Origin of the sequence: Haloechinothrix aidingensis (genome assembly GCF_013450155.1) — a bacterium.
GTDB lineage: Bacteria > Actinomycetota > Actinomycetes > Mycobacteriales > Pseudonocardiaceae > Haloechinothrix > Haloechinothrix aidingensis.
In genome coordinates this window covers 463,664-483,615 of record NZ_JACCKD010000003.1, presented here as the reverse complement: position 1 = coordinate 483,615, position 19,952 = coordinate 463,664, and the positions used below count along the sequence as shown (strand labels likewise).

At 70.1% G+C, this 19,952-nt stretch carries 21 protein-coding genes; 19 read left to right on the top strand and 2 right to left on the bottom strand.

What is annotated here, in order from left to right:
• Positions 1 to 55 precede the first annotated feature (55 nt).
• From H0B56_RS10620 to H0B56_RS10595, 6 genes are all read left to right on the top strand, one after another.
• Positions 56 to 706, top strand: a complete 651-nt coding sequence (locus H0B56_RS10620; protein ID WP_180892799.1) for a prepilin peptidase — start codon at positions 56 to 58, stop codon at positions 704 to 706.
• A 28-nt stretch (positions 707 to 734) separates the two neighbouring features.
• Complete coding sequence (aroC, locus tag H0B56_RS10615; RefSeq protein ID WP_180892798.1) at positions 735 to 1,928, top strand: chorismate synthase; 1,194 nt, start codon at positions 735 to 737, stop codon at positions 1,926 to 1,928.
• The gene (locus H0B56_RS10610) at positions 1,925 to 2,458 is read left to right on the top strand and encodes a shikimate kinase (protein WP_180892797.1); all 534 of its coding nucleotides are present in this window, start codon (positions 1,925 to 1,927) and stop codon (positions 2,456 to 2,458) included. Before aroC ends, H0B56_RS10610 begins: the two co-directional genes overlap by 4 nt.
• The gene (gene aroB / locus H0B56_RS10605) at positions 2,455 to 3,576 is read left to right on the top strand and encodes a 3-dehydroquinate synthase (RefSeq protein WP_180892796.1); all 1,122 of its coding nucleotides are present in this window, start codon (positions 2,455 to 2,457) and stop codon (positions 3,574 to 3,576) included. The genes H0B56_RS10610 and aroB overlap by 4 nt, the downstream gene beginning before the upstream one ends.
• Complete coding sequence (aroQ, locus tag H0B56_RS10600) at positions 3,573 to 4,007, top strand: type II 3-dehydroquinate dehydratase (RefSeq protein ID WP_180892795.1); 435 nt, start codon at positions 3,573 to 3,575, stop codon at positions 4,005 to 4,007. The genes aroB and aroQ overlap by 4 nt, the downstream gene beginning before the upstream one ends.
• Positions 4,008 to 4,164: 157 nt before the next feature.
• The gene (locus H0B56_RS10595) at positions 4,165 to 5,727 is read left to right on the top strand and encodes a glycoside hydrolase family protein (RefSeq protein WP_180892794.1); all 1,563 of its coding nucleotides are present in this window, start codon (positions 4,165 to 4,167) and stop codon (positions 5,725 to 5,727) included.
• On the opposite strand, the gene H0B56_RS10590 is transcribed toward H0B56_RS10595, so the two are convergent.
• Positions 5,700 to 6,191 carry a B-4DMT family transporter gene (locus H0B56_RS10590; protein ID WP_180892793.1) on the bottom strand — a complete coding sequence of 164 codons (492 nt, stop codon included), beginning with the start codon at positions 6,189 to 6,191 and terminating at the stop codon, positions 5,700 to 5,702. The genes H0B56_RS10595 and H0B56_RS10590 overlap by 28 nt on opposite strands.
• Positions 6,192 to 6,303: 112 nt before the next feature.
• On the opposite strand from H0B56_RS10590, the gene H0B56_RS10585 reads away from it, so the two are divergent.
• The 3 genes from H0B56_RS10585 to nusB all read left to right on the top strand — a co-directional run bounded on the left by H0B56_RS10585 (position 6,304) and on the right by nusB (position 8,597).
• Entirely contained in the window at positions 6,304 to 7,419 is a 1,116-nt protein-coding gene (locus H0B56_RS10585; RefSeq protein ID WP_343063841.1) for a M24 family metallopeptidase, read from the top strand.
• Positions 7,420 to 7,489: 70 nt separating this feature from the next.
• Positions 7,490 to 8,053: an elongation factor P gene (efp, locus tag H0B56_RS10580; RefSeq protein ID WP_180892792.1), complete on the top strand. Its 564-nt coding sequence runs from the start codon at positions 7,490 to 7,492 to the stop codon at positions 8,051 to 8,053.
• A gap of 94 nt (positions 8,054 to 8,147) precedes the next feature.
• Complete coding sequence (gene nusB, locus H0B56_RS10575; protein WP_180892791.1) at positions 8,148 to 8,597, top strand: transcription antitermination factor NusB; 450 nt, start codon at positions 8,148 to 8,150, stop codon at positions 8,595 to 8,597.
• Positions 8,598 to 8,774: 177 nt separating this feature from the next.
• On the opposite strand, the gene bldD is transcribed toward nusB, so the two are convergent.
• Positions 8,775 to 9,266, bottom strand: a complete 492-nt coding sequence (gene bldD / locus H0B56_RS10570; protein ID WP_180892790.1) for a transcriptional regulator BldD — start codon at positions 9,264 to 9,266, stop codon at positions 8,775 to 8,777.
• A 245-nt stretch (positions 9,267 to 9,511) separates the two neighbouring features.
• Between bldD and pyrR the strand changes: the two genes are divergently transcribed.
• The 10 genes from pyrR to rpoZ all read left to right on the top strand — a co-directional run bounded on the left by pyrR (position 9,512) and on the right by rpoZ (position 19,888).
• The gene (pyrR, locus tag H0B56_RS10565) at positions 9,512 to 10,156 is read left to right on the top strand and encodes a bifunctional pyr operon transcriptional regulator/uracil phosphoribosyltransferase PyrR (protein ID WP_180892789.1); all 645 of its coding nucleotides are present in this window, start codon (positions 9,512 to 9,514) and stop codon (positions 10,154 to 10,156) included.
• Entirely contained in the window at positions 10,153 to 11,091 is a 939-nt protein-coding gene (locus tag H0B56_RS10560; protein ID WP_180892788.1) for an aspartate carbamoyltransferase catalytic subunit, read from the top strand. Before pyrR ends, H0B56_RS10560 begins: the two co-directional genes overlap by 4 nt.
• A complete protein-coding gene (locus H0B56_RS10555; protein ID WP_180892787.1) occupies positions 11,088 to 12,446 on the top strand; it encodes a dihydroorotase in 1,359 nt (452 codons plus the stop codon). Before H0B56_RS10560 ends, H0B56_RS10555 begins: the two co-directional genes overlap by 4 nt.
• Positions 12,447 to 12,460: 14 nt before the next feature.
• A complete protein-coding gene (locus H0B56_RS10550; protein ID WP_246361024.1) occupies positions 12,461 to 13,024 on the top strand; it encodes a PH-like domain-containing protein in 564 nt (187 codons plus the stop codon).
• The gene (carA, locus tag H0B56_RS10545; protein WP_425484521.1) at positions 13,021 to 14,169 is read left to right on the top strand and encodes a glutamine-hydrolyzing carbamoyl-phosphate synthase small subunit; all 1,149 of its coding nucleotides are present in this window, start codon (positions 13,021 to 13,023) and stop codon (positions 14,167 to 14,169) included. The genes H0B56_RS10550 and carA overlap by 4 nt, the downstream gene beginning before the upstream one ends.
• Positions 14,170 to 14,253: 84 nt before the next feature.
• On the top strand, positions 14,254 to 17,658 hold the full coding sequence (carB, locus tag H0B56_RS10540; protein ID WP_180892786.1) for a carbamoyl-phosphate synthase large subunit: 3,405 nt from the start codon (positions 14,254 to 14,256) through the stop codon (positions 17,656 to 17,658).
• Positions 17,655 to 18,482, top strand: a complete 828-nt coding sequence (gene pyrF / locus H0B56_RS10535) for an orotidine-5'-phosphate decarboxylase (RefSeq protein ID WP_180892785.1) — start codon at positions 17,655 to 17,657, stop codon at positions 18,480 to 18,482. The genes carB and pyrF overlap by 4 nt, the downstream gene beginning before the upstream one ends.
• Positions 18,483 to 18,627: 145 nt before the next feature.
• Positions 18,628 to 18,945 carry an integration host factor, actinobacterial type gene (mihF, locus tag H0B56_RS10530; protein WP_089301118.1) on the top strand — a complete coding sequence of 106 codons (318 nt, stop codon included), beginning with the start codon at positions 18,628 to 18,630 and terminating at the stop codon, positions 18,943 to 18,945.
• Positions 18,942 to 19,550: a guanylate kinase gene (gene gmk / locus H0B56_RS10525; protein WP_180892784.1), complete on the top strand. Its 609-nt coding sequence runs from the start codon at positions 18,942 to 18,944 to the stop codon at positions 19,548 to 19,550. Before mihF ends, gmk begins: the two co-directional genes overlap by 4 nt.
• Before the next feature lie 65 nt (positions 19,551 to 19,615).
• Entirely contained in the window at positions 19,616 to 19,888 is a 273-nt protein-coding gene (gene rpoZ, locus H0B56_RS10520; RefSeq protein ID WP_180892783.1) for a DNA-directed RNA polymerase subunit omega, read from the top strand.
• Positions 19,889 to 19,952 lie beyond the last annotated feature (64 nt).

Here is a 19,952-nt window from a genome sequence, read left to right as displayed (position 1 = left end):
TTCCGGTGCAGTACGCGGGCGGGCGCCGCTGCGGGCTGCGAGAGACCGTGCACCGGTGACCACGACGATGCTCGTCATAGCGGCGGTCTGCGGTGCCCTGCTCGGCGCGGGGATCCGGTTCGTGCTGGCCAGGATCCGGCACCCGCCCGCGCTGCGCACCGGATGCTGTGAGGTGGCTACCGCTGCCGGTCTGGCCGCTGTCGCGATGCGCTGGTCCACCGGGCACCTCCCGCTCGCGTGGTCGCCGGTCCCGTCGACCCTCGCGGTGCTGGCGGTCGCGCTCGGCGCGACGGACCTGGTGCAGCGTCGCCTGCCCAACGTGCTCACCTACGCCAGTTACCCGGTACTGGCCACGGCGCTGGCACCGTGGGCGCTGACCGGCCGTGCCGGTGACACGGTCACTGGTGCCCTGCTCGGCGGCATCGCCTTCGGTGGTGCGCACCTGGTGGTCCACCTGATACGTCCCCGGTCACTCGGTGCGGGTGACGTCAAGCTCGCCGGCGCGCTCGGGGCCGTGCTCGGCGTGCTCGGACCGCCTGCCGTGTTACTGGCGGCCCTCATGGCGGCGGCCGGTACGCTGGCACTGTCGGCAGGACAGGCGTTGCTCGGCGGACGCAGGTGGCGGGCCGGTGTCCCGTACGGTCCAGGGCTGCTGGTCGCGACGTGGCTGCTCTCCGTCACACCGGAGGCGGGCCTGGTGACCTGAGCTGACGCGCGCGTGACAGGATCGATGCGTGTTGCGCTGGATGACCGCAGGAGAATCACACGGCCCGAGCCTGGCCGCGGTGCTCGAAGGCATGGTGGCCGGGGTACGGATCACCACACCCGAGCTCGGCGAGCAGCTGGCACGCAGGCGACTCGGGTTCGGGCGTAGCCCGCGTATGGGTTTCGAGACCGACGCCGCGGAGTTCACCGGTGGTGTACGGCACGGCCTGACCCAGGGTGGCCCGATCTCGGTGCAGATACCCAACAGCGAGTGGCCGAAATGGGAAAAGGTCATGGCCGCCGATCCGGTGGATCCCGCCGAGATCGACGGCCTCGCGCGTAACGAGCCGCTGACGCGCCCGCGCCCCGGTCACGCCGACCTGCCCGGCATGCTGAAGTACGGATTCGACGAGGCGCGGCCGGTGCTCGAGCGCGCGAGCGCGCGGGAGACGGCCGCGCGTACCGCGCTCGGCACCGTGGCCCGCGCCTACCTGCGCCAGCTACTCGGCGTCGAGATCATCAGCCATGTCGTCTCCATCGGCCGCGCCGAGGCCGTCGACGGCCCGCTGCCCGGCCCGGACGACCTCGCCGAGGTCGACGAGAGCCCGGTACGGGCATACCTGCAGGCCAGCACCGACGCGATGGTGCACGAGGTGGACGCGGTGCGGAAGGCCGGGGACACCGTCGGCGGTGTCATCGAGGTGATCGCCTACGGGCTGCCGCCCGGCCTGGGCTCGCACGTGCACTGGGATCGGCGACTGGACTCCCGGCTGGCTGGCGCGCTGATGGGGGTGCAGGCGATGAAGGGCGTGGAGGTCGGCGACGGCTTCACCACCGCGCACCGCTGGGGCAGCCAGGCGCACGACGAGATCGACATCAGCGACGGGGCCGGTGGTGTGACGCGACGGTCCAACCGCGCGGGTGGCCTCGAGGGTGGCATCACCAACGGCGAGCCGCTGCGCGTTCGGGTGGCGATGAAGCCGATCTCCACGGTCCCGCGCGCGCTGGCCACTGTCGACGTCGCGACGAAGGAGGCCGCCGAGGCCATCCACCAGCGCTCGGACGTCTGCGCGGTACCACGGGCGGGCGTGGTGCTGGAGTCGGTGACCGCCCTGATCCTCGCCGGGGCGGCGCTGGAGAAGTTCGGTGGTGACTCGCTGGCCGAGAGCAAGCGCAACGCGGAGGCCTACATGACGAACCTGGAAGAGTGGTGGGGACAGTGACGTCACCGAGAGCTGTTCTGGTCGGCCCGCCGGGCTCGGGCAAGTCGACGGTGGGTCCGCTGCTTGCGGAGCGGTTGGGCGTGGACTTCCGCGACGCCGATGCCGATATCGAAGCTGCGGCGGGAAGGAGCATCCCGGAGATCTTCACCTCGGACGGCGAACCCGCCTTTCGCGAGCTGGAGAAGCGCGCCGTCGCCGACGGCCTCGGACGGTACGACGGCGTGTACTCGCTCGGCGGTGGCGCGATCCTCGCCGAGGAGACCCGCGCACTGCTGGCCGAGCACACCGTGGTGTTTCTCTCCGTGAGCATGCCGGCGGGCATGCAGCGCACCGGCATGTCGACGGCGCGGCCCGTGCTGGCGGGGGTCAACCCCCGCGCGACGTACAAGCAACTGCTCGAGGCACGCCTGCCGCTGTACCGCTCGGTGGCGACGGCGGAGGTCGATACCGACGAGCGCCGCCCGGACGAGGTGGTCGACGCGGTGCTGGCGGCCTTGGGCGAGAAGGCACCCGTGGAAGGATCCTCATGAGCACGCAGGAGGCGAGCCCCGAGAGGCTCACCGTGGCCGCCGAACGCTCCTACGAGGTCATCATCGGGCGCGGGCTGCTCGGGGAGCTGACCGAAGCGGTCCAGGACGCCTCGGTGGTGGCGATCATTCACCCGCCGACGCTGACGACCACGGCCGAGGCCACCCGCAGCGAGCTCGCCGACGCCGGGATCGACGCGCACCGGGTCGAGATCCCGGACGCCGAGGACGGCAAGGCGCTGACGGTGGCCGGGTTCTGCTGGGAGGTGCTCGGCAGGATCGGGCTGGACAGGCACGGGGCCGTGGTCGCGCTGGGCGGGGGAGCCGTCACCGACATCGCCGGGTTCGTGGCCGGTACCTGGATGCGGGGTGTGCGGCTGGTCAACGTGCCGACGACGCTGCTGGGCATGGTCGATGCCGCGGTGGGTGGCAAGACCGGCATCAACACCGAGGCAGGCAAGAACCTCGTTGGCGTGTTCCACGAGCCGCACGCGGTGCTGGTCGACCTCGCCACCCTGGAGACCCTGCCCCGCAACGAGCTGGTCGCCGGCCTCGCCGAGGTCGTCAAGTGTGGCTTCATCGCCGACGGGCGCATCCTGGAGCTGATCGAGCGGGACGCGGCGGCCGCCACGGACCCGGCCGGGGAGGTTCTCGCCGAGCTGGTGCGCCGCGCGATCCAGGTCAAGGCCGATGTCGTTGCGCGGGATCTCCGCGAGTCGGATGTGCGCGAGATCCTCAACTACGGCCACACGCTCGGTCACGCCATCGAACGCAGGGAGCGGTACCGGTGGCGGCACGGTGCCGCGATCAGCGTCGGGATGGTGTTCGCAGCCGAGCTGTCCCGGCTCGCGGGCAGGCTCGACGACGCCACGGCCGATCGGCACGCCGGCGTGCTGGGAATGCTCGGGCTGCCCACCCGTTACGAGCCGGACGCCCTCGCGGAGCTGATGGAAGGCATGCGCGCGGACAAGAAGAGCCGTTCCGGCGTGCTGCGCTTCGTGGTGCTCGACGCGCTCGGTAAGCCGGGGCGCCTGGAGGGGCCGGACCCGTCGCTGCTCGCCGCTGCGTACTCGGCGATCGCGGGTGAGACGACCGAGGATGGTGGGAGCGTGCTGCTGTGAAGGTACTCGTACTCAACGGCCCGAACCTGAACCGGCTGGGCACCCGGGAACCCTCGGTGTACGGCAGCACCAGCTACAGCGAGCTGGTGGGGCGCTGTGAGCGGGAGGGCGCGGCGCTCGGCCTGGAGGTCGAGGTACGCCAGACCAACCATGAGGGCGAGCTCGTCGAGTGGCTGCACGAGGCCGCCGACGCTGGCCGGCCCGTGGTGCTCAACGCGGGCGCGTGGACCCACTACTCGATCGCGATGCGCGACGCGGCCAGCCAGCTGGCGGCACCGGTGCTGGAGCTGCACATCTCGAACGTGCACAAGCGCGAGTCGTTCCGCCAGCACAGCGTGCTGTCGGACATCGTGACCGGGGTGATCGCCGGGCTGGGTGTCGACGGGTACCTGCTCGCGCTGCGCTGGATGGCCGAGCACGGCGAGTACTGATCGTGGGGACCGGGTGCGGCGCGTGCCTGCCGGTCACCTCACGTGCCGGACGGGGCGCCGAGCGCGTGGGATGATGATCCTCGCGAGTGCGGCGGCGTGTCCGCGGCCGGGTGCGCCGTGGACACCGCGTCGGGACAGCCGGGTGAAGGCAGGGAGCATGAGCGCGAGGGCGAGGGCGGCACGGCGCGTGCGCGTCGCGGCCGCGCTGACGACCGGTGCGGTGATGCTCGCGGCGTGCTCGGCGATCGGCCCTGTCGAGGTTCGGCGGGACCGGACCGCGACGGACGGATCGCAAGCCATCGCGGGCTCCGTGGCCAACCCTACGGGAGGGGGCGAGGCAGGCGACCCCGTCGCGCTCGAGACCGACCACCACCGGCGAAGCGACGGCGTGGTCGCCGAGGGTGGTGCGGGCGCGCCGTACAACTACACACCGACCGTGATGCGCGACGGCGACGACACCCGGATGTGGTGGTGCAGCCAGTACAACACCGCGTACCCGGCGGGAGACGACATCGTGTACGGCGTGGACGCCGGGGACCGGGGGGAGACCGGCACGGGCGGGCGGTTCACCGGGCCCGGCGGCGGCATCCCGGAGGTGGTGTTCTCCGGCGATCCCGGCTCGTTCGACGGTAAGCACACCTGCGACCCATCCGTGATCAAGGTCGACGGTGTCTACTACCTCTACTACACGGGAGCGGACGGCGATCACGACTTCGTCAACGCCATCGGCCTCGCCACCAGCGAGGACGGCCGTACGTGGCGGCGTGCCGGCGGCGGGGAGCCGATCCTGCGGCCCGCGCGGGACGTCACGAGGGACAACACCTACGGGGCAGGTCAACCGGCCGTCGCCCATGTGGACGGGTGGTTCTACCTGGTCTTCACCGACACGACGGGCTTCGCGGCCGGATGGAACGGCGCGGGCCAGTTCGTGCTGCGTTCGACCGACCCGGCGTTCGGGTCCGGCGTCGAGGCGCTGGGTCCGGACGGGTTCGTGCCGGTCGAGGGCACCGAGCAGCTGCGCGCACACGCGGTGCTCGACGCCTTCAGCGTCGACCTCATGTGGGTGGATGTGCTGGACGCCTTCGCGGTGGCGCACCAGACGGCCGGCGGTACCTCGCTGACCTTCTTCGACAGGGACTTCAGCTCCACCCCGTACGAGCCGGTGGTCATCGAGGGACCGTGGCAGGAAGGGCCGGGACTGGTACGTACGCCGCAGGGTCATGCGCCGCGGGCCGGGCACGATCCGTGCGGGACGGTCCCGGTGGATGTCATCCGCGCGACCCGGGACGAGCGAGCCCCGACCGACCTCCGCCGGTTCGGGCTGGACATCACCGGAGTCGAGGGGTGCGGTGACCAGCGACGGGCGGGGCGAGTCCTGGACGGTTACGCGATGCCGTCCCCGGAGCGCACGATGGACCTGGTCGTCGACGGCGCGCTTGTGCGGGTGGAACGGCGCGCGGTCGCCGAGCAGCTGGCGGAGCGGGTGCTCGACGAGCGACCGGAACGGCTCGCGGAGCTACCGGTCGCCGCACGGCTGGATCCGGGTGCTCCGGTGCTGTACTCACCGAACGCCGGAAGGGGTGTGCTGCTCGACGACGGTCGGCTGTGGCCGTTGAGCACCGAGCAGGCCACGCGGCTGCGCGAGCTCAACGACTCGGCGGGCCGCACCATCGGTGACTCCCGGTGGTCGGCTTACCCGGAAGGCGCGTCCTTCCGCTGATCACGAGCGGCCCCGGCGGAGTCGTCGGAGTCGGACGAGTCGGCCGTGCCCGCGTGTCGGGTGCCCGCACGGTCCGGTGGGGCGAGCCTGCCACCGACGAGCAACCCGAGGCCCGCGGGCAGCAGCACCAGAAGCGCGACGAAAGCGGCGCCACTGGTGAGCGCGTCGCCGAGCGCGGAGACACCGGTCTGGTCGACGAAAAAGGCCCTGCCCGCGACGTCGAGGAAACCGGCGAGCACGGCGGCGAGCATGGCGGCCACCAACCAGGTGCGGCCGCGCCCCGGGCGGCGGAGCCAGCTGTCCACCGCCGCCCACCCGGCGGCGATGCCGATCAGCACGGCGAACGTCACCGAGGTCAGGACCGTCGTGTCGGTGGGCCGGAACACCGCGACCTTGGCGAGCGAGACGCTCGCAGCAGCATGGACGGCGGCGAGGACGAGCGCGCGTAACAACCAGCCAGGCACGCCTCCACTGTAAGTGCCGCGCCCGCCGGCCGGTGCCGGAGGTGGCGCAGTCCCGGTCGCGCGGGAGCAGCCGCGCAGCCGGGTGTCTCGGCCCGCCAGTAGGGTGGGAGCGGTGACCGAGTCGTATCCCCACAAGACACACACCCTGCGCCGGGCGTCGCTGCGCACGCGGATGGCGGAGCACGAGCTCGACGCGATGCTGATCACCGAGCCGCGCAACATCCGCTACCTCACCGGCTTCACCGGTTCGAACGCCGCGCTGCTCGTGCACGGCCGGGGCGAGGACCGCACCGTGTTCTGCACGGACGGTCGCTACGTACAGCAAGCCGGGCAGGAGGTCGGTGAGCTGACGACGGTCATCGAGCGCGCGTGCGCGGCCGCGCTCGTCCGGCGGGCCGCGGCCGAACCCGACGAGCACGGCCGCACCGGTTTCGAGAGCCGGCACGTCAGCGTCGCGGAGTTCGACGCCCTCACACAGCAGGCCGAAGCCATCGAGCTCCGCCGGACGACCGGTCTGGCAGAGCAGCTGCGCATCGTCAAGGACAGTGCCGAGGTCGACACGATCCGGACGGCGTGCGCTGCCGCGGACCGGGCGCTGACCGAGCTGCTCGAGCACGGCGAGATCAGGGCGGGCCGCACCGAGCGCCAGGTGGCGCGGGCGCTGGAGAACCGGATGCTGGACAACGGGGCGGCCGGACCGGCGTTCGAGACCATCGTGGCGACCGGGGCGAACTCGGCCGTGCCGCACCACCGTCCGACGGACGCGGAGCTCGCGGTCGGGGACCTGGTCAAGCTGGACTTCGGCGCGCGCATCGACGGCTACCACTCGGACATGACGCGGATGCTGGTGATCGGCTCACCGGCTGACTGGCAACGCGAGCTGTACCAACTGGTCCGTACCGCCCAGGCCGCCGGGTCCGGTGCCGCGGTGGCCGGCGCGCGGACGGCGGCGGTGGACGCCGCCGCTCGTGACGTGATCGACGGCGCGGGGCACGGCGAGGAGTTCGTGCACGGGCTCGGTCACGGTGTGGGCCTGGACGTGCACGAGGCGCCCCGGCTGGCCATGGAGGCCACCGGTACACTGGCCGCGGGAATGACGGTCACCGTCGAACCCGGTGTGTACCTACCCGGACGCGGTGGGGTCCGCATCGAGGACACTCTCGTGGTGCACGAGGGTGGCAACGAGATCCTGACGCTCTCCACCAAGGACCTGGTGACCGTGTCGTGAGTGACGCCGGGCTGCGAACTGCCCGCGTCACGCACGGCGACATCGCATACCGCACAGGAGACCGAAACCAGTGGCGACCACGAACGACCTGAAGAACGGACTTGTCCTCAACCTCGACGGCCAGCTGTGGTCCGTCGTCAACTTCCAGCACGTCAAGCCGGGCAAGGGCGGCGCGTTCGTCCGCACGACGCTGAAGAACGTGATGACCGGCAAGGTCGTGGACAAGACGTTCAACGCGGGGGTGAAGGTCGATACGGCGACGGTGGACCGTCGCACCATGACCTATCTCTACAACGACGGCGCGGACTACGTGTTCATGGACGGCACCACCTTCGAGCAGGTCCCGATCGCACCCGAGACCGTGGGGGACGCCGCACGCTTCATGCTGGAGAACTCCGAGGTACAGGTGTCCTTCCACGAGAACAACCCGCTGTTCGTGGAACTGCCGACCTCGGTCGAGCTGGTCATTCAGCACACCGATCCCGGGGTGCAGGGCGATCGCTCGACCGGTGGCTCCAAGCCCGCGATCTTGGAGACCGGAGCCGAGGTGCAGGTGCCGCTCTTCCTGGAGACCGGAGAGAAGATCAAGATCGACAGCCGGGACGGCCGGTACCTCGGCCGTTCCAGCAACTGATGCCGCCTTCCCGGCGTTTCCACCATGCCGATGCCGAGAGCGATCCGCGTGCTCGGCGAGCCCTGCCAGCGACGGTCGTAGCGGATGAGGACCTATGAGCACCGACTCCACCTCGAAACGTGCGCCGTTCGGACGGCACGCTGCCCGGTTACGGGCCGTCGAGCTGTTCTACGAAGCGGAGCAGCGCGACACCGACGCGGTCACGTTGGCCTCGGGCCGGGTCGGCTCGCTCGACGTCGAACCCATCGGCGACTACACGATCTCGCTCGTGGAAGGTGTCGGTGCACACCGGCAGCGCATCGATGAGGTGCTCGCCGAGCACGCGCACGGCTGGTCGCTCGAGCGGATGCCCGCGGTGGACCGCGCTGTGCTGCGCATCGGCATCTACGAGATGCTGTGGATGAGCGACGTACCGGATGCCGTGGCGATCGACGAGGCCGTCGGCCTCGCCAAGGAGCTGTCGACCGAGGATTCGCCCCGGTTCGTCAACGGCGTGCTTGGCCGCATCGCCACGATCGCGGACCGACTGCGCGCGGTCCTGTAGGACCGCCGGTCGGTCACGGAGCTCGTTCCGCCGGCCGCGCGCGACCGCGTCGCCGGGGCCTGGCATGGTGCGGTGGCGCAGTCCCTCGGTAGGCGCCCCACGTCCGCGATCGCGGGGCTTCGCCGGGTGCGCCTCGGGCGCGGCACCGTGCCCGGCGACGTGCCCGGGAACAGGCTCTCAGATGTCATCCTTGGCGGGCCGAGCCTCAGGGGGTAGTACACCCCAGTCGATGAGCTGCTCGGTGAGCTCTCCCGGGGTCATGTCATAGATGATGGCCAGGGATCGCAGGTCCTCGGTACGGATGGACAGCACCTTGCCGTTGTAGTCGCCACGTTGACTCTGGATCGTCGCGGCATAGCGAGCGAGCGGCCCCACCTTCTCGGCAGGAAGTTGCTGCAGCCGTTCCAGGTTGATAACGATCTTCGTGGCGGGCTCCGCACCGGAGGGCACGCGCCCCTCCGGGAGGAGTTCCACTACCGGAACGCCGTAGAAGTCGGCAAGTTCGGCGAGTTTCTGGACCGTGACCGCACGGTCGCCGCGCTCGTACGAGCCGACGACAACCGCCTTCCACCGTCCGCCGGACTTCTGCTCGACCCCGTGCAGGGACAGGCCCTGCTGCTGTCGGATACCTCGGAGCTTGGCCCCGAGCGCTGTGGCGTAATCGCCCATCTGGTCACATCTCCGTTTCGTGTGCCCCGTCACGCGGTGTCGGCCGGCGGGGACTCAGTGAGTCGAATACTCAGCGTAATGGTTACCTGTTGTCGTCAACAGGTCAACCCGATCTAGTGGCGGAATTGGTCCAAACTCGTGCCACCACCCGGTCGATTGAACAGTGCGTACTGCTACAGTCAGTGGGATTCCGCAGGGGTTGATCCTTTAACGGACCGTCCAGCGAGGCGGAGAAGGAGACAATCGTGGCACCGCACACACGCGGTGCGGGCGAGACGGCCGGGCAGCGTGAGCTGCTGACGGCCGACGACGTCGCGCGCACCATCGCCAGGATGGCCCACCAGGTCATCGAGAAGACCGCACTCGGTTCCGAGGCGGCATCGCCGGTGGTGTTGCTGGGGATTCCCACCCGAGGCGCGACGCTCGCGGCCCGCCTCGCCGAACGTATCCGCACCTTCTCCGGCATCGATGTCCCGTACGGCACGCTCGACATCACCCTCTACCGCGATGATCTGCGGCACCATCCGACGAGGCCGCTCGAACACATGGAAATGCCCGGGGAGGGAGTCGACGACCGGGTCGTGATCCTCGTCGACGACGTGCTGTTCTCCGGCCGCAGCGTGCGGGCGGCGCTGGATGCGTTACGTGAGCACGGCCGCCCCCGCGCCGTGCAGCTCGCGGTCCTCGTGGACCGGGGCCACCGGGAGCTGCCGATCCGCGCCGACTACGTCGGCAAGAACATGCCGACGGCGCGGGACGAGGACGTCGCCGTCCAGCTCGACGAGGTCGACGGCAGGGATGCCGTGCTGCTCAACCAGGCGCGTACGGGCAGCGAGGATGCCGCCGCTGCCGGTCAGGAGCGCCACGAGAGTGAAGGGGACCGGACGTGAGACATCTGCTTGGCACCGACGGTCTGGCCCCGGAAGTGGCGACTCAGGTGCTGGACAGCGCCGAGACGATGAAGCAAACCCTGCTCGGCAGGGAAGTGCGCAAGCTGCCGACGCTGCGCGGCCGCACCGTGATCACGGTGTTCTACGAGAACTCCACCCGCACGCGGGTGTCGTTCGAGCTTGCCGGTAAGTGGATGAGCGCGGACGTGGTCAATGTCTCGGCAGGAGGCTCCTCGGCCGGCAAGGGGGAGTCCCTCCGGGACACGGCATTGACCTTGTCGGCTGCCGGTGCCGACTGCGTGGTGTTGCGGCACCCGGCCTCCGGCGCGGCCCATCGCCTCGCCGGCTGGCTGGAAGGCACGGGAACCGCGGTGGTCAACGCCGGTGACGGCATGCACGAGCACCCCACCCAGGCACTGCTGGACGCGGCGACCCTGCGGGAGCGGCTCGGCGACGTCGCGGGCAGGCGCGTGGCGATCGTGGGCGATGTGCTGCACAGCAGGGTGGCACGCTCGAACGTGCACCTGCTCGCGGCGCTGGGGGCCGAGGTCGTGGTGGTGGCGCCGCCGACGCTGCTCCCGGCGGGCATCGACAGCTGGCCGGTGACCGTGTCGCACTCCATCGATGCCGAGCTGCCCACGGTGGACGCCGTGATGATGTTGCGCGTGCAGGCCGAACGCATGCACGGCGCGTTCTTCCCTTCGGCACGGGAGTACTCCGTCGGTTTCGGCCTGAACGAGGCCCGCGCCGCGCTGCTGCCCGAGCACGCCGTGGTGTTGCACCCCGGCCCGATGCTGCGCGGTATGGAGATCGCGGCGCCGGTGGCCGATGCGCCGAGCTCGGCGATCACCGAGCAGGTGCGCAACGGCGTTCATGTACGGATGGCGATCCTCTACCACCTGCTGGCGGCGGGAGCCGAGGAGGGACAACAGTGACCGAGCAGGACGCCGGCGGCGCGCGCGACCACGGGAGCGTGCTGATCACCAACGCCGTACCGTACGGCGAGGGCGATCCGGTGGACGTGCGCACCGTGAACGGGGTCATCGCCGAGATCGGTCCGGCCGGGTCGGTACGCGACCCCGGCGACGGCACCGACGTGCTGGACGCGGCGGGCGGCGTACTGCTGCCCGGGTTCGTCGACCTGCACACCCACCTGCGTGAACCGGGCCGGGAGGATGCCGAGACGGTGCGCAGCGGCGCGACTGCCGCGGCGCTCGGTGGTTACACCGCGGTGTTCGCGATGGCCAACACCGATCCTGTCGCGGACAACGCGCTGGTCACCGAGCACGTTTGGCGAGCGGGCCGGCAGGTCGGGCTGGTCGACGTTCATCCGGTCGGCGCTGTCACGGTGGGGCTGGACGGCGCGAAGCTGGCCGAGCTCGGCACGATGGCCGACTCGGCGGCGGCGGTTCGGATCTTCTCCGACGACGGGCGCTGTGTGGACGACCCGCTGATCATGCGTAGGGCACTGGAGTACTCCAGGGCGCTGGACGCGGTGATCGCCCAGCACGCCGAGGAACCCCGGCTGACCGCCGGTGCCCAGGCGCATGAAGGGGAGCGGGCCGCGAGGCTGGGCCTGACGGGGTGGCCGTCCTCCGCGGAAGAGTCGATCGTCGCGAGGGACTGCATCCTGGCCGCGCACGCCGGGGCACGCCTGCACGTCTGCCACGTGTCCACGGAGGGCACCACCGATGTGTTGCGCTGGGCCAAGCCGCGTCATCCCGGCGGGCCCGCCGCGATCTCCGCGGAGGTCACCCCGCACCACCTGCTCCTCACCGACGAGCGGCTGACCGGTTACGATCCGGTGAACAAGGTCAACCCGCCACTGCGGACCTCATCGGATGCCGAGGCGCTCGCCGGTGCGCTGGCCGAGGGTGTGATCGACTGCGTGGCCACCGACCACGCACCGCATGCGGTGCAGGACAAGGACACCGAGTGGGCCGCGGCGCGACCGGGCATGTTGGGCCTGCAGACGGCGCTGTCGGTAGTGGTTCGCACGATGCTGCGGCCGGGCCTGCTCGACTGGCGGGGCGTGGCCAGGGTGATGAGCGAGCGACCGGCCGAGATCGCACGGCTACCCGACCAGGGCAGGCCGATCGAGGTCGGTGAGCCGGCCAACCTGGCGGTCGTCGACCAGGATGCGGAGTGGACCGTGCGCGGCGCGGAACTCGCGAGCATCGCGAGCAACACCCCGTACGAGGGCATGCGGTTGCCCGCCAGGGTGCGGGCGACCGTGCTGCGTGGTCGGGTGACCGCACGGGACACGGCGACGAGCCCAACCGAAGGATGAATGGAACGAGACCGATGGAACGGTTCCTGCTGAGCATGCTGATGCTCGCGGTATTCCTGCTGCTCGCGGCAGGTATGTGGTGGGGATGGCGGCGCAAGGCGCGCGAGGACGGTTCGCGGTACGCGCCGTTCCCCGAGGTGCCGGAGCAGCTCGACGCGGGCGCCGCGCGGGACTCCGTTGCCGGCGTCTACGTCGCCACCACCAGCGCGGGGCACTGGCAGGACAGGATCGTGGCGCGCGGGGTGGGGATGCGCAGCGCGGCGACCCTGCGGAGATACACCGCGGGGGTCGTCGTGGCGCGCACCGGCGCGCCGTCGTTCTTCATCCCGAGCGAGTCCCTCGTGGACGCGCGCACGTCGAAGGGGATGGCGGGCAAGGTCATGGGGGTGGACGGGTTACTGGTGATCACCTGGCGGCTGGGTGACGAGCTCGTCGACACAGGTTTCCGTGCCGACGACAAGTCGGTGTACGCGCGCTGGATACACGCACTGCGGGCCGCCGCGCCGGAACGGGCCGCGTGGCTCACCGAGGACACACATCAGCAGCGATCGATCGAAGGGCGTGCGCAGGAGAAGTGAGTAGACAGACTTTCCGGGTGAACACCGGCGGAGGCACTCCGGCCGCGCTGGTGCTTGAGGACGGGTCGGTGTTTCGCGGCCTCGGCTACGGAGCAACGGGGCGGACGTTCGGCGAGGTCGTGTTCTGTACGGGCATGACCGGTTACCAGGAGACCTTGACGGACCCGTCCTACCACAAGCAGATCGTGGTGCAGACGGCTCCGCAGATCGGCAACACCGGGTGGAACGACGAGGACGACGAGTCGTCCCGGATCTGGGTGGCGGGCTACGCCGTGCGCGACCCCGCGCGTGTGCCGTCGAACTGGCGCTCGGCCAGGTCCCTGGAGACCGAGCTGGAGCGGCGCGGTGTCGTGGGGATCGCACAGCTCGACACCCGCACCCTGACCAGGCATATCCGCGAGCACGGGGCGATGCGCGCGGGGGTGTTCTCCGGCGCGGAGGTCGGCACCACCGAGCAGATGCTCGCCAGGGTGGCCGAGTCGCCCGCGATGACGGGTGCGGATCTCGCAGGCGAGGTCACCACCGCCGAGCCGTACGTGGTGCGCCCCGACGGGCCGGTGCGTTACCGGGTCGCGGCGGTGGATATGGGGATCAAGAGCAACACACCGCGGATGATGGCGCGGCGCGGTATCGAGGTGCACGTGCTGCCCGCAACGGCAACCCTGGACGAGGTGCTCGCTGTGGAGCCGCACGGGGTGTTCCTGTCCAACGGTCCCGGCGACCCGGCGACCACGACACACGTGACCGAGCTGACGCGTCACGTGCTTCAGCGGCAGGTGCCGCTGTTCGGTATCTGCTTCGGCAACCAGATCCTCGGTAGGGCGCTCGGGCTGGGTACCTACAAGATGCGCTACGGCCACCGGGGGATGAACATCCCGGTGATGGACACCGCGACACGCAGGATCGCGATCACAGCGCAGAACCACGGGTTCGCGCTCGAGGGCGAACCGGGCGCGCGGTTCGACTCACCGTACGGCGCGGCAACGGTCAGTCACTACTGTCCCAATGACGGCACCGTGGAGGGCGTGCGCTGCCTGGATGTGCCCGCGTTCTCGGTGCAGTACCACCCCGAGGCGGCCGCGGGCCCGCACGACGCCGCCGTGCTTTTCGACGAGTTCGTGTCCTTGATGGAGGGAGCGTCCTGATGCCGATGAACGCGTTTGGCGCGCTCGTGGAGGTAAAAGCCTGATGCCGAATGGATTTGGGTCGCTCGTGGAGGTCATAGCCTGATGCCGAAAAGAACGGACCTTTCGCACGTTCTGGTGATCGGCTCGGGGCCGATCGTGATCGGGCAGGCTGCCGAGTTCGACTACTCCGGCACGCAGGCATGCCGCGTGCTGCGCGAGGAAGGCCTGCGGGTCAGCCTGGTCAACTCCAACCCCGCCACGATCATGACCGACCCCGAGTTCGCCGACTCGACCTATATCGAGCCGGTGACCCCGGAGTTCCTCGAGCAGGTCATCGCGGCCGAACGGCCGGACGCGCTGCTGGCGACACTTGGTGGGCAGACCGCGCTCAACGCCGCTGTCGAGCTCGACCGCAGCGGCGTGCTCGACAAGTACGGCGTGGAGCTGATCGGCGCCGACATCGAGGCGATCCAGCGCGGGGAGGACCGCCAGAAGTTCAAGGACATCGTGCGCCAGGCCGGGGGAGACGTGCCCCGCAGCGCCGTGTGCTGGACGATGGACGAGGTCCGGGACTGTGTCGCCGAGCTCGGCCTGCCCGTGGTGATCCGTCCGGCGTTCACCATGGGTGGGCGTGGCTCCGGGATGGCGCACACCCGGGAGGATCTGGAGCGGATGGCGGCCTACGGGCTGTCCGAGAGCCCGGTGTCCGAGGTGCTCGTCGAGGAGAGCGTGCTCGGCTGGAAGGAGTACGAGCTCGAGCTCATGCGTGACCACCGCGACAACGTGGTGGTGGTGTGCTCCATCGAGAACGTCGACGCCATGGGCGTGCACACGGGCGACTCGGTGACGGTCGCGCCGTCGATGACACTGACCGATCGCGAGTACCAGAACATGCGCGATGTCGGTATCGACGTGCTGCGCGAGGTCGGGGTGGACACCGGAGGCTGTAACATCCAGTTCGCCATCCACCCCGAGACCGGCCGCATGGTCGTCATCGAGATGAACCCGAGGGTGTCGCGCTCGTCGGCACTGGCGTCGAAGGCGACCGGGTTCCCGATCGCCAAGATCGCCGCCAAGCTGGCGATCGGGTACAGCCTGGACGAGATCCCCAACGACATCACCGGTGAGACCCCGGCGAGTTTCGAACCGACCCTGGACTACGTGGTCGTCAAGGTGCCGCGGTTCGCGTTCGAGAAGTTCCCCGGAGCCGACCCGGCACTGACGACGACGATGAAGAGCGTCGGTGAGGCCATGTCGGTCGGCAGGAGCTTCACCGAAGCGCTCGGCAAGGCGCTGCGCTCCACCGAGACCCGCGCGCTGGGGTTCTGGACGCAACCGGACCCGGAGGGGGTCACGCTCGCGGACACCCTCGAAGCGCTGCGTACCCCGCACGACGGGCGGCTCTACACCGTGGAACGCGCGCTGCGCTGGGGCGCGACGATCGAGCAGGTGTGCGAGGCGAGCTGGATCGACCCGTGGTTCGTCGACCAGATCCAATCGCTCGTCGAGCTGCGCGAGGAGATCACCGAGGCGCCCGTGCTCGACGAGGCCTTGCTGCTCGGAGCGAAGCGATTCGGGGTATCCGACCGCCAGATCGCCGCCCTGCGGCCCGAGCTGGCAGGTGAGGACGGTGTGCGGGCGCTGCGGCACCGGCTCGGGGTGCGCCCGGTGTTCAAGACGGTGGATACCTGCGCCGCGGAGTTCGCGGCCCGTACCCCGTATCACTACTCCGCCTACGAGAGCGATCCGGCCGCGGAGTCCGAGGTGATCGCCCAGCACGACAAGCCGAAGGCGTTGATCCTCGGCTCCGGGCCCAACCGGATCGGGCAGGGCATCGAGTTCGACTACTCCTGCGTGCACGCCACGCTCGCGCTGCGCGAGGCCGGGTACGAGACGGTGATGATCAACTGCAACCCGGAGACGGTTTCCACCGACTACGACACCTCGGACCGGCTGTACTTCGAGCCGCTGACCTTCGAGGACGTGCTCGAGGTGGTGCACGCCGAGCAGGAGTCGGGCACTCTCGCCGCGGTGATCGTGCAACTCGGTGGGCAGACGCCGTTGAGCCTGTCCAAGCGGCTCGCCGATGCGGGGGTGCCGGTGGTCGGTACGTCACCGGACGCGATTCACCTGGCCGAGGAGCGGGGCGCGTTCGGTGAGGTGCTCGAGGCCGCTGGGCTGCCCGCCCCGAAGTACGGGACGGCGACATCCTTCGAGGGCGCGCAGCGCATCGCCGACGACGTCGGCTACCCGGTGCTGGTGCGACCGTCCTACGTACTCGGCGGCCGGGGAATGGAGATCGTCTACGACGCGGCGCACCTCGCCTCGTACATCTCAAGGGCCACCGAGGTCAGCCCCGAGTACCCGGTGCTGGTCGACCGCTTCCTCGACGACGCGATCGAGATCGATGTCGACGCCCTCTACGACGGGGAGGAGCTGTACCTCGGCGGGGTGATGGAGCACATCGAGGAGGCTGGTGTGCACTCCGGCGACTCCTCCTGCGCGCTGCCGCCGATCACGCTCGGCCGCGCGGACCTGGAACGCGTGCGCGCATCGACCGAGGCGATCGCCAAGGGCGTCGGGGTACGCGGGTTGCTGAACGTGCAGTACGCCCTCGCGGGGGACGTGTTGTACGTGCTGGAGGCCAACCCCAGGGCCTCCCGTACGGCCCCGTTCGTGTCGAAGGCCACGGGTGTCCCGCTCGCCAAGGCCGCCGCGCTGATCATGACCGGTTCGTCGGTCGCGGACCTGCGTGCCTCCGGAGTGCTCCGTGCGTGGGGCGACGGTGGCACGCTGCCCGCGGACGCCCCGATCGCGGTCAAGGAGGCCGTGCTGCCGTTCCACCGCTTCCGCACCCCGGAGGGCCACGGCGTCGACTCGCTCCTCGGCCCGGAGATGAAGTCCACGGGCGAGGTGATGGGCGTGGACGCGGCGTTCGGAATGGCCTTCGCCAAGTCGCAGGTCGCCGCGTACGGTCCGTTGCCGACCTCCGGGACGGTGTTCGTCTCGGTGGCCAACCGGGACAAGCGGGCACTGATCTTCCCGGTCAAACGGCTCGCGGACCTGGGCTTCGAGGTGCTCGCGACCTCGGGGACCGCGGAGGTGCTGCGCCGTAACGGGGTGCCTTGCACGGTGGTGCGTAAGTACTCGACCCCGGAGGGTGAGCACCCGGCAGCCGCCGCGGACGGTTCGGAGGAGGAAGCCCCGAACATCGTGGAGATCATCCTCGACGGCGGTGTGGATATGATCATCAACACGCCGTACGGCAACAGCGGCCCGCGTATCGACGGCTACGAGATCCGTACCGCAGCGGTGTCCAGGGACGTGCCGTGCATCACCACGGTGCAGGGCGCGGGAGCCGCCGTGCACGGCATCGAGGCATCGATCCGGGGTGACATCGGGGTGCAGTCCCTGCAGCGGCTCCAGGCCGCGATGGCTGCGTCGGCAGAGTCGGCGGCGGCAGCAGCGGGGGTAGCCGCGCCTGCCGCGAGAGGGCGGCAGGCGTGAGGTTCGGCGCGCGGCTGGCGGATGCCGTGCGCCGCAGGGGCCCCCTCTGCGTCGGTATCGACCCGCATCCCGAGCTGCTCGCCGCGTGGGGCCTACCCGCCGACGTCACGGGGCTGGACCGGTTCACGGCCACCTGCGTCGATGCGTTCGGCGACCAGGTCGCGGTGGTCAAGCCGCAGTCGGCGTTCTTCGAGGCCTACGGTGCGCAGGGCGTCGCGGTGTTGGAGCGTGCGATCGACGGGTGCGCGCGACGGGGCGCGCTCGTCGTGCTGGACGCCAAGCGGGGCGACATCGGCTCCACGATGGCCGCCTACGCGCGCGCGTACCTCGCGGACGGCTCGCCGCTCGCGGTCGATGCGGTGACGCTGTCGCCCTACCTGGGCTTCGGGGCGTTGCAGCCCGCGTTCGAGCTGGCCGGGAGTACCGGACGCGGGGTGTTCGTGCTTGCCCGCACCTCCAACAAGGAGGGAAGCGAGATGCAGGCGGCCCTGGTCGGCGGGCGTAGCGTAGCGCAGCTGGTCGTCGACGCCGCTGCCGGGCACAACGCTGGCGCGCAGCCGTACGGCGATGTCGGGGTGGTGGTCGGGGCGAACCGTACCGGCACCGACGTCGACCTGAGTGACCTCAACGGCCCGGTGCTGGCTCCCGGGCTCGGTGCGCAGGGAGCGACCGCGCAGCAGCTGCGGGCCGCGTTCGGCGCGGGCCTGCACGGGGTCGTTCCCGTCTCGGCCAGGGACGTACTCGCCTACGGCCCCGATGTGGGTGCGCTGCGTGACCGGGTTGCTACGGTGCAGCACAGCCTTGGCGTCGCCGACACCCCGTGACACCCCGTTCCGGCGTCGCTGTGAGAAGCTTTTGAGGCCGCACAGAGGAAAATCCTGGCGAATAGGCGGACCCGCATTGTGATTACGCGGCAAGGATGGGTACCGTCTCGACGACGAATCGAACAGATGCGTATCGGAGGAAATCGTGGCACTTCCCCAGCTGACCGAGGAACAGCGTGCTGCTGCGCTGGAGAAGGCTGCTGCCGCTCGCCGCGCACGCGCTGAGCTGAAAGAGCGGCTGAAGCGCGGCGGCACCACCCTCGCCGATGTGCTCAAGCAGGCCGACGAGGACGAGACCCTTGGCAAGATGAAGGTCTCGGCGCTGCTCGAGTCACTTCCCGGCGTGGGCAAAGTTCGTGCGCAGCAGACCATGGAGAAGCTGGATATCGCACCCAGCCGTCGGCTGCGTGGCCTCGGTGAGCGGCAACGGAAGGCGCTCCTCGCCGAGTTCAGTGACGAGTGATAGCGGTAGGCGAGTCCGGTGGTGAGCCGGGGCCGGGCGGGGCAGCCCGGGCCCGGCTCACGGTCGTATCCGGGCCCTCGGGGGTCGGCAAGTCCAGTGTGCTCGCCGAGCTGCGGAGGCTCGAGCCCGACGTCTTCTTCAGCGTGTCGGTGACCACGCGACCGCCGAGGGAAGGCGAGGTGGACGGGTACCACTACCACTTCGTCGACCGCCCCGCCTTCGAGGCGATGATCGAGGAGGGAGCGTTCCTCGAGCACGCCGAATTCGCGGGCAACTGCTACGGGACACCGCGACGGCCGGTGGAGGAGGCTCTCGCCGAGGGCAGGCCGGCGGTGCTGGAGATCGAGATCCAGGGCGCGAGGCAGGTACGTGCCGCGATGCCGGAAGCCCGGCTGGTGATGCTGGTGCCACCGAGCTGGGAGGATCTCGTCGGTCGCCTCACCGGGAGGGGCACCGAGGCGACCGACGCGCTGCGCAGCAGGTTGACCGTTGCCGCAGAGGAGCTGTCCGCGGCCGAGGAGTTCGATTCCTGCGTTGTCAACACCGACGTGCGCAGCGCTGCCGAGGAGTTGCTAACCTTGGTGTCCGGCAGGGCCGTGAGCTGAACCGGCGCGCGCCGGCATTCCACCCACCCAGCACAGCATCGACCCCAGTTACAGGAGCATCGCGAGTGAGCACCACGCTTGGTCTTCATGGTGACAGGCTCGAGGGCATCACCAACCCGCCGATCGACGACCTGCTGGAGCGGGTCAGCTCGAAGTACGCGCTGGCGATCTTCGCCGCGAAGCGCGCCAGGCAGATCAATGACTACTACGCCCAGCTCGGTGAGGGCCTGCTCGAGTACGTCGGGCCGCTGGTCGACCCGGGTACGCGGGAGAAGCCGCTGTCGATCGCGCTCCGGGAGATCCACTCCGGCCTGCTCGAGCACGCAGAGGGCGAGTGACCCGGCCGGTCCGGGCAATGTCGAGGGCACCCACACGGGTGCTCGTGAGGTCAGCAACCGCGGA